Below are 8,770 nucleotides of genomic sequence, written 5' to 3' on the forward strand. Positions count from 1 at the left end.
GAGCCCGGGCCGGACGAGCGCCGCCGACCGACCCGCGGGCCGCCCCGTCCAGCGCCCCGTCAGCCGAGCGGAAGCGCCGGGGCGAGCGGTGGGCGGTCCGGGAGGAAGCCGTGGGCCCGGCGGGCGAGGTGGTCCGCCTTGTAACGGTCGACGCGCTGGTGCCAGTTCAGGATGCCGGCCATCCAGTTCTGCAGATCGCGGACGTAGGCGTCCATGGCCTCGCGCGCCTCGGCCGACAGCTCGAAGTCGTCGTACACGACCGGGAGTTCGCCCGCGACGACATGTTCGAACTGCTGCATCCGCTGGGTCATCAGGTCATGTACGACGTGCAGCGCGGTCGGGTAGTCGGCGCCGAAGAAGTTCTGGACGACGAGGACTGCGTTGTGCAGCTCGCCCTCGTACTGGATCTCCTTCTGGTAGGAGAAGACGTCGTTGACGAGCATGCCGTAGTCGATGGCGGCGTTCTCCAGGGAGCGCACCGGGCCGCTGCGGTACACCTCCGGGGGGATCGCGGGGCCGTGGCCGCGGCGGGCCAGGCTCAGGGTGAGGTCGGAGCCGAAGGTGGCCCGGCGCATCTCCAGGTAGTCGATCGGGTCGGGGATGCGGTTCTGGAGCTGGTTGGACATCTCCCAGAGCCAGCTCTCGGTCATCACGTCGACGGATTGCTTGAGAGCGAGCCGGTCCTCGGGGCTCATCCCGGCGGTCGTGCGGGCCCACAGGTCGGTCAGGCCGCGTTCCATGCCGGTGGCCGGCACGGGCACGGGCTCGTCGGCGAGGGGCATGCAGGCCGAGAGGCGGGCCGTGGCGAGCCGGGCGCCGGCCAGGTCGCGCCGGGTGCCGAAGCAGAGGGGGTAGTAGTCGTCGGCATAGGTGCCCCAGGCCAGCCACTGGGCGCTGAGGTCGAGTTCCTCGGGGGTGGCGTCGGGGTCGAGGCCGGCGGAGCAGAGCACGAGGTCGGAGGCGGCGAGCCGGTCCTCGTCCCAGACGCCCTCGGACAGCATGCCGGTGGCGTGCATCCAGGCGGTCAGCCGGGGCCGGGCGGCGTCGAGGTTCGGGTTGACCTCGACCTCGTACGGCATGTGGAAGTCGGGCAGGAGGGAGGGGCCGACCTGCTGGAAGGGCACATGGGAGTAGGCGCGCAGGCGCTCCGCCGCGGCCGCGGCGAGCAGGGCGCCGACGTCGGCCGCGGAGGTGCCCGGGCCGGTGAGGTGCTGCCAGGGGGAGGACGGGAGGGCGCCCTGGTTCATGTAGCGGCTGGAGCGCAGGTGCCATTCGTGACCGCCGGACTGCCAGTCCTGCAGGCCCTTGGTGTAGGCGGCGACCGCCGCGGTCTGGTCGGGGGTGAGGCCCTTCTCGACGGCGAGGGCGGGGACTTCGGTGAGGGCGGTGTGCTCGAACTGGTGGAGGCGGGAGGTGAGGATGTCGTTGACCGCGTCGGCGGCCTCCTGGGTGGTGCAGCCGAAGAAGGTCTCCAGAACCAGCACGCCGTTGCTGTTCTCGCCCTCGTCCTCCACCTCGCGCTGGTAGGAGAACAGGTCGTTGCGCAGATGGACGGCGTCGGCGAAGGTCTCCATCAGCACCCTGAGCGGCCGCGAGCCGGCGGCGACCGCGGGCACCTCGGCCGTCGCGTACTCGACGAGCCCCGCGGACCAGGGGGCGCCGCCCACCTTGCGGCGCATCTCGATGTACTCGACGGGGTTGGCGATCCGGCCCTCGTTGATGTTGGACAGCTCCCACATCGACTCGTTCAGCAGGTGCTCGGTGGCGACCGCGAAGCGATGGCGCCAGTCGACGGACATCGACGGCACCGTGCGCGCCCACAGATCGGCGAGGCCCGCCTCGACCGGGTTCTGCGGCTCCGGCACGGGCGTCGCCAGGTCGAGCGGCATGAACAGCGGGAGCCGGTCGAGATGGGCCTTGCCGGCGGCGCGGTCCTGGGTGCGCTTGTACATGTCGAGGAAGTGGTCGTCGAAGAAGAACACCCACACGTACCAGTCGGTGATCAGCGAGAGGGCGGGGCCGTCGCAGTCGGGGTGGGTGTAGCTGCACAGCAGGCCGTAGTCGTGTGCCTCCAGGTCTGCCTGGGTCCAGATCCCGGAGCCCTCCAGCATGCCCATCTCGCGGGCCCACTCGGTGGAATGGGCCCGGGCCTCCTCCAGATGCGGGTTGAGCCGCGCGGGATACGGCATGTAGAAGTGCGGGAGTTCGAACGGCTGCGTCATGGCCGGGGCCCTACCCGCGCGCCGCAAAGGCCATCCGCCCCGCGGCACATGATCACACCATCGCGTGAACCACGGCGGAATCCGGGAACTCGGGCCGCTCCTTGTGGCGTTCGACGGCCTTCCGCACCGCGGCCGGCCCGGCCGCCCGGCCCCGCCGCGCGGGACACCGAACCGGGCGGGCCTGCGCCGAGCTCGGCTCGACCTCACCCGTGCGCCGAACCCGTATGTGCCCTTCGGGGACGGGCCACACGTCTGCCTGGGCGCCCGCTTGGCCCGGCTCCGGCTGCGCACTCTCGACGCGCGGGCGCCGCCCCGGTCCTGAAGCCCGCCGGCCCGGCCGAAAGATGCGTCGCGAACTGCATCAACGGGTTCAAGTCGCTGCCGATGTACCCGGGTTGACCTGAATCAGGGCATGGGTGCCGGCCGTGCGCCAGCGCTCTGCCTCGGCCGCGTCCAGGGCCGCCTCGGTGTCCGCGGAGAGCCCGGTGATCACATCGGACTTGAGGGTGCGCAGCGCGGCCACCGGGCCCGGGAACCAGGCGGTGACGTCGGCGAAGGGGGTGGTCGGCGGCCAGAGCCGGTCGCCCACCAGACGGCGGTAGTTGAGGTCGCCCTTGAAGATCGTCAGGTCGGCGGAGGCGAACTCGGCGCGCAGGTCGCCGGGCATCTCGGCATACGGCAGCGGGGCGCAGGAGAAGGGGTGGGCGCGCACGGTGAGGCGGCCGTCGGCCATCGCCGACCAGAGGGTACGGCCGTACCCGGCGGAGGCGCCCGGGGCGGCGGTGAGCCTGCGCAGGGCGTCGAGCACGTCGGCGGTCGTGGTGTCGGAGACGTAGTACGGGTAGGGCTTGATGTGCAGGACCGCGTGTGCGATGCGGCCCGTGTCCAGGAGGTGGGCGATCAGCAGCAGGTCGGGGACGAGTTCGCGGCCCGCGTTGTCGGCGACGAGGCACAGGGTGCCGCCGTGGAGCAGCGGCCACAGGGCGTTGCTGTCGTCGGCGACCAGGGCGGCGACGGCCTCGCCCGACTCGGCGGCGGAGAGCCGGAAGCCGAGGTCGGCGCGGTTGCCCCAGAGGGAGCCGTGCAGCAGGGCCCGGTCCGGGTCGCCGTCGAGGTCGTCGAGCGCGGCCAGTTCCTCGTCGGTCTCCTTGGCGTCGAGTTCGGCGAGCTTGAACGGGCGGAACGGGTCGATGCCCTGCCAGGGGCCGGGGCCGAAGTAGCCGACGGCGTCCAGGAGTCGGCGGTAGAAGTAGCTCTCGGACCACAGCCATGGCACGTCGAACCAGGACCGGCCGACATAGGCGTCCAGGCCCCAGTCCCGCCAGCCGCTCGCGTCGTCGGGCAGGGATTCGATCACGCCCTCGGTGCAGTTGCGCAGCAGCGCGTCCAGGGCGCGGTGCTGTGCGGGGCCGTACGGGAAGGCGTCCCGCACCTGGCGGATGATCGCGGGGTGCCGTTCGGCCAGCACGCTGTGCGGGAACGGGCCGGAGGTACCGAGGATCACGGGCGCGGCGGCGGAGTCGGGCATGGGCGCCACGCTATCGCGCGGGCTGCCCGGCTCCGCCGAACCGCGGGACGCCTGTCACGCCGTTCTGATCTCGCGCTCCAGCTGAGTGGCGAGGGTCAGATAGCGGGCCCGCCGGTGCACCGGGACCAGACCGCGGATCATCAGGTGCCACATCTCGGCGACCCTGCGCGGCAGTCGCCCCACCGGCTCCAGGTTGCGGCCGGCGACCCGGGTGCCGACGAAGAAGCAGACCAGGGAGTGTGCGACCGCGCCGACGTCTATGTCCGGGTGTACGTCGGACTCCTTGACGGCGCCCACGAGTTTGCGTGTGGCGAACTCCAGCCACTCGGTGAACGGATGCCTGAGCGGTGGCCGTACGGTGACGTCCGCGGTGGCGAGGCGCAGGCCGGCGCGCGGGATCGGGCCGTCGACGGAGAGCCGGGCGATCGCGAACGTGGTGCGCATCAGGGCTTCCAGCGAGGAGTAGCCGCGGCTGTCCATCTCCCTCACCAACTGGCTGGAGGTGCGGGACTGGAGCTCCATGATGGCGTGCGCCAGGTCCTCCTTGGCGGCGAAGTGGAAGTAGAGCGCCCCCTTGGTGACCTTCGCGTGCTCGACGATCTCGCTCAGGCTGGTGGATTCATAGCCGTGCCGGTCGAAAAGGTCGGCGGCGGCCGTGATGATCGTGGCGCGGGTCTGCTCCGCGCGTAACTGCCTCGCCATCGACTCGACACTCCTTCACGGCTCCACGACTGCGTTTCGGGGCTTCACGGCTCCCAAACCGACGGGGCATGCGGTTTGTTTTTTACCCCGTGCACACGATAGCTCACCGTGCGGCAGCGGGAGGCAACTGCGCGGACCTGGCGGCGGACATGGGCAAGTCGCGCGTGCGACCATGCGAACGAGGGTCCGCAGTGCACAAACGGACGAGATCAGAACGCGCCCCTCCCTCGTGTTCGCGCCGATATCCGGAAGCGATGCGGGCGGCCGGGCGGCCATCGGTGATCGCCACGATACGAGCCGGACGGTTGGTTCTCAATGGCGCCTGGAAAGTCAGCAAAACGGACGAGCCGGTCGGTGCCGCACACTTCGACCGGCCCTGCGATCGAGCGCGCTGAACAGTGCGGCCCCGATTCCCGTACTCACTCCAGCAGACCCCGTACCCGCGCCCGCCGAGGAGACGTCCCGGATGACCCGGACGACCGCCCGCCTGAGAGTCATGGGAGCCGCCGCCGCGGCCCCGCTTCTGCTCCTGTCGTGGGCGGCGGTGTCCGCCCAGGCGCACGGCGCGCCCACCTATCCCGTCAGCCGGGCCTACGGCTGTTCCCCCAGCGGCGGCAGCGCCGCCACGGCGGCCTGCAAGGCGGCGATCGCGGCGAGCGGGCAGAACTTCGTCGCGTGGGACGACGTGCGGGTGGCGGGCGTCGACGGCCGTGACCGGCAGGTGATTCCGGACGGCAGGTTGTGCAGCGGCAATCTGCCGGCGTACAAGGGGCTCGACCTGGCGCGCGCGGACTGGCCCGCGACCGAACTGACACCGGGCGCCCGGATGACGATGACGTACGCCGCGACGATCGCGCACTCCGGCACGTTCAAGCTGTATCTGACGAAGCAGGGTTACGACCCGGCGAAGAAGCTGACGTGGTCCGAGCTGCCCGCGCAGCCCTTCGCGGAGATCAAGGACCCGCCGCTGACGAACGGGGCGTACCACTTCAGCGCGACACTGCCCGCCGACCGGACGGGCCGTCAGGTGGTGTACACCATCTGGCAGACCAGCAGCACGCCGGACACCTATTACTCGTGTTCCGACGTGGTGTTCACGGCGAAGAAGGCCGCGAACAAGGACGCGAGCAAGGACACGGACACAGCAGGAGGGAAGGCCGCGGAGAAGGGCGGCGGGGCGACGGCGGGCGCGAAGTCGCGGCCGAGTGCGACGCCGGCCCCCGGCGCCTCGGCGAGCGTCGCCGCCCGGGCACAGCAGACGGCGACGGCGACCCCGGTCTCCCCAACGACCGGAACCACCGCCGCCGACAGCACTCCCGTGGCCTCCGACACGGACCCCGGTTCGGGCCCGTCGGCGCCACTGGTGGCGGGCGGCGCCGCCGCGGTGCTGGTGCTCACCGGCGGCGCCGCCCTGGCGTTGCGTCTGCGTCGACGCTAACGGCCTTTGTAACAAGGTCAGTTGACGAAGACGGCGGCGCCGTTGTCGGTGACCGGGGCGTACTTGGCGGTGAAGTAGCCGGCGGAGGGGCAGAGGATGGAGCCGGAGGACTTCGCGAACGCCTGGTTGCTGAAGGCGAGGCTGTTGTCGGTGTTGGAGCTCGTGCCGGTCAGGCTGGCGGCCTGGTAGACACAGGTGATGCTGCCCAGCAGGGTGGTCAGCTTGACCGTGGTCTGGATGGTCGTGCCGCCCGCCGGGGTGACGGTGACGCCGCCGCCCGAGGCGACCGAGGTGGTGTACGGCAGGTTGTCGACCGTGATGCTGGAGACGCCGGTCACGCCGGTCACGTTGCTGGTGCAGCTGCTGAAGGTCTGCCCGGTGGCCGACTCGGTGGCGGTGCCGGAGGCGGCGGGGTTGTCGGTGACCGTTGCGGTGAAGGTCGAGGCCGCACAGGTGATGCCGCTGGTGCTGGTGGCGCTGGAGTAGAGGGTGGCGGTGGTGCCGCTGGCCAGCGACGCGCTGAGGGTGTCGCCGACCGCGACGGCGGTTCCGCCGGCGCTGCCCGTGGTGAGCACGGCGCCGTCGGCGGAGGCGGGAACGGTGGCCGCGACCGAGAGGGCGACGACGGTACCGGCGAGGGCGAGGAGGGATCGCGTACGCATGCGGGTTGCCTCTTTCTTTGGGGGACTTGCGTGAGGTGAGGTGGGGGGTATGGGGGGCGCGTAGGCAGCGCCGGCCGTTGCCGGCTCGTCACGCCTTCTCCGTACGTGACGGGCCGGCAACGGCAGCCAGGCCGGACCGGCCGAAAGCCTGGGGGGGTTAGGCCTCCGACCGGGCCGGTCGAGGGCGGTCGGGCACGATCCCTGGGGGGAAGCGACCGTACCGACGCCGCGAGCGGAGCGGTGATCGAAGAGGCCGGGAAGCGGTCGATACCGCTCGGCGGATCCGGCGCCACGGATCCGAAGGAAACCAGGGAGAGTTGTAGACCTGATCACCCGTCAACGTCAAGGCTGATCAAGGGAGTTGGGCAATCGATCATGGGAATGCATGGTCGGAACTTAATTGACGCGAATTCAACACCCTTTTTTCACAACTGTCTTGACCCTGAAAAGTAACCGCCGGTAACTTGCGGCTTGGCTACTGCTGCGTAACGAGAAAGCCCTTGCGCCCGCCGGGAGTTGTGAGGAGGCGTGCGCGGCAGCCGCTGTCCGCGCCAGGACAACGTGCCACTGAAGCCCAACCCGCGTGACTAATGCATGGGAGCAGACATGGCCGAGTCCCCGGACGTTCCGTCCGCCGACAACACGCCTGAGAACCCGGGAAGCGGTTCTCTTTCCGAAACACCAGACACCACCGGGGGTACCGGAGGGACACCGAGACGGGGACGGGTCCGGGCACGCCGTGCCGCGGTGATGGCGATACCGGCCACCCTGGCCGCCGCCGGCCTCGCGATCTTCACCGCGCAGGGGGTGCTGGGGGTGACGCTCTTCATCTCCGGCATGCCCTTCACGGTCACCGCCAAGTCACTCCAGGGCACCGGCTTCGAGCAGTTCGGCGCGCTCGACCACATGATCCCGGGCAGCCCGAACGCCGGTGACACCGGCGGTGATGTGCTGGTCGTCACCTCCGCGATCAAGAAGGCGACTCTGGACAGCCTGTGCCAGAGCGTCGACCTCGGCGGCACCAACCTGCTCATCAAGGCGGGCAGCGGCTCCTCGAAGGTGGAGGCGACCGATCTGACCACCGACTCGACCCTGCTGTCGGGCGACGCGTCCTTCAACAACATCGAGATCGGCAACGACGCGAGCCAGCTCGACAAGGCCGGGGTCCAGGGACCCGCGGGCGTCTTCAGCCAGCAGGCCGACACCGTGCACATCGACAACCTGCGGCAGACCAACTACAAGACGACCGCAGGGACGTTCACGCTTCCCGGCCTGAAACTCAGCTTCAGCGACACGGGTTGCTGATGTCCGGCACAGACACTCCACATCAGGGGTGGCGGCCCGCCTTCCGCGGTTGGCGGGCCCGTCGGCCGTTCTGGGGCGGGCTGCTGCTGACGCTGGGCGGCGGGTGGATCCTGCTCACCGAGAAGGCCGCGCTGACGGTCGTCATACACGTCGGCGTGCAGGGTGTGGCGGGCTATCTGCTGCCGGTGGTGATGATGCTGTGCGGCCTGCTGACCCTCTTCAGCCCCTCGCAGCGCCTCTTCTACTCCATCCTCGGCATGCTGTGCTCCCTGGGCAGCTGGGTCACCTCCAACCTGGGCGGTTTCTTCGTCGGCCTCGCCCTCGGGGCCGTCGGCAGCTGCATGATCTTCGGCTGGCTGCCGGACCAGGAGCCGCGGGTGAGCCGGCGCAAGCGGCGCAAGGCCGCGCGGGCTGCGGCGCAGGACTTCGGGGACGGTGCGGGAGAGCCTGCCTGAAGCAGCGGATGAGACGGGCCGACGAGTTTCGGTCCGCCTCTTCTGCATGTGCGGAGGCCGGCACCCGCTCTCCCCTGCTGGTCAGACCGTCCCGGAAGTCGGCGTTCTGCCCTTAGCCGGCACCGGCCACCGCCTCCGGCGGTACCAGTGGCCGCGTGCCCGCCGGCCGCCACCTGACAGCTCGCCTGTCTGCCCGGCGAACCGCGGTACTGAGGCGCGACGCCGACCGACCTCCGGCCGTCCTCGGGAAACGACACGTCGTCGACCGCTCGGGTCGACTCATTCCGCGGCACCTCGGAGAACACATCAGCCACGAATAACGCCGACTTCGCCGCACGGCCGACAGGAAGACCTGGCGGAGTCCTACCAGCCGACCGCCTCTCGGCGACCCGCCGCATCCCGGCTCCACCGGTTATGGGCAGGCCCTGCTTCCCGGGCCGCAGAACCGGGGCCGAGGA

General features: G+C 70.5%; 8 protein-coding genes and 1 pseudogene. 4 read left to right on the plus strand and 5 right to left on the minus strand.

The features are described 5' to 3' along the window. Positions 1–59 precede the first annotated feature (59 nt). The gene (gene cyc2, locus KVT45_RS12870) at positions 60–2,222 is read right to left on the minus strand and encodes a germacradienol/geosmin synthase Cyc2 (protein ID WP_217547053.1); all 2,163 of its coding nucleotides are present in this window, start codon (positions 2,220–2,222) and stop codon (positions 60–62) included. 226 nt (positions 2,223–2,448) lie between these two features. On the opposite strand from cyc2, the gene KVT45_RS58395 reads away from it, so the two are divergent. Continuing rightward, on the plus strand, positions 2,449–2,544 hold the full coding sequence (locus tag KVT45_RS58395; RefSeq protein WP_368857550.1) for a cytochrome P450: 96 nt from the start codon (positions 2,449–2,451) through the stop codon (positions 2,542–2,544). A gap of 48 nt (positions 2,545–2,592) precedes the next feature. Here KVT45_RS58395 and KVT45_RS12880 read toward each other — a convergent pair whose 3' ends face one another. Further along, positions 2,593–3,750, minus strand: a complete 1,158-nt coding sequence (locus KVT45_RS12880; RefSeq protein WP_217547055.1) for a damage-control phosphatase ARMT1 family protein — start codon at positions 3,748–3,750, stop codon at positions 2,593–2,595. 54 nt (positions 3,751–3,804) lie between these two features. Beyond that, positions 3,805–4,452, minus strand: coding sequence for a ScbR family autoregulator-binding transcription factor (locus tag KVT45_RS12885; RefSeq protein WP_217547057.1), 648 nt, complete (start codon positions 4,450–4,452; stop codon positions 3,805–3,807). 466 nt (positions 4,453–4,918) lie between these two features. Between KVT45_RS12885 and KVT45_RS12890 the strand changes: the two genes are divergently transcribed. Further along, the gene (locus tag KVT45_RS12890) at positions 4,919–5,890 is read left to right on the plus strand and encodes a lytic polysaccharide monooxygenase (RefSeq protein WP_217547058.1); all 972 of its coding nucleotides are present in this window, start codon (positions 4,919–4,921) and stop codon (positions 5,888–5,890) included. Between the two features lie 17 nt (positions 5,891–5,907). Here KVT45_RS12890 and KVT45_RS12895 read toward each other — a convergent pair whose 3' ends face one another. Beyond that, positions 5,908–6,552 (minus strand): Tat pathway signal sequence domain protein, encoded by a 645-nt coding sequence (locus KVT45_RS12895; protein WP_217547060.1) that lies wholly within the window; start codon positions 6,550–6,552, stop codon positions 5,908–5,910. Positions 6,553–7,158: 606 nt separating this feature from the next. Between KVT45_RS12895 and KVT45_RS12900 the strand changes: the two genes are divergently transcribed. Together KVT45_RS12900 and KVT45_RS12905 are read left to right on the plus strand one after the other, a co-directional pair. Next, positions 7,159–7,857, plus strand: a complete 699-nt coding sequence (locus KVT45_RS12900) for a DUF6230 family protein (protein ID WP_217547062.1) — start codon at positions 7,159–7,161, stop codon at positions 7,855–7,857. Next, positions 7,857–8,312, plus strand: coding sequence for a DUF6114 domain-containing protein (locus KVT45_RS12905; protein WP_217547063.1), 456 nt, complete (start codon positions 7,857–7,859; stop codon positions 8,310–8,312). The genes KVT45_RS12900 and KVT45_RS12905 overlap by 1 nt, the downstream gene beginning before the upstream one ends. Before the next feature lie 167 nt (positions 8,313–8,479). Here the strand turns inward: KVT45_RS12905 and KVT45_RS56230 are convergent. Further along, positions 8,480–8,578, minus strand: a pseudogene (locus tag KVT45_RS56230) (transposase); the annotation flags it as partial. Positions 8,579–8,770: the final 192 nt, after the last annotated feature.

This window comes from Streptomyces sp. GbtcB6, from assembly GCF_019091475.1.
GTDB classification, from domain to species: domain Bacteria; phylum Actinomycetota; class Actinomycetes; order Streptomycetales; family Streptomycetaceae; genus Streptomyces; species Streptomyces hyaluromycini.

Bases quoted from the DNA above. Each gene is read 5' to 3' on its own strand.
- KVT45_RS12885 (WP_217547057.1), bottom strand. From the start codon at position 4,452: ATGGCGAGGCAGTTACGCGCGGAGCAGACCCGCGCCACGATCATCACG.
- KVT45_RS12880 (WP_217547055.1), bottom strand. From the start codon at position 3,750: ATGCCCGACTCCGCCGCCGCGCCCGTGATCCTCGGTACCTCCGGCCCG.
- KVT45_RS12890 (WP_217547058.1), top strand. From the start codon at position 4,919: ATGACCCGGACGACCGCCCGCCTGAGAGTCATGGGAGCCGCCGCCGCG.
- KVT45_RS12895 (WP_217547060.1), bottom strand. From the start codon at position 6,552: ATGCGTACGCGATCCCTCCTCGCCCTCGCCGGTACCGTCGTCGCCCTC.
- KVT45_RS12905 (WP_217547063.1), top strand. From the start codon at position 7,857: ATGTCCGGCACAGACACTCCACATCAGGGGTGGCGGCCCGCCTTCCGC.
- KVT45_RS12900 (WP_217547062.1), top strand. From the start codon at position 7,159: ATGGCCGAGTCCCCGGACGTTCCGTCCGCCGACAACACGCCTGAGAAC.
- cyc2 (WP_217547053.1), bottom strand. From the start codon at position 2,222: ATGACGCAGCCGTTCGAACTCCCGCACTTCTACATGCCGTATCCCGCG.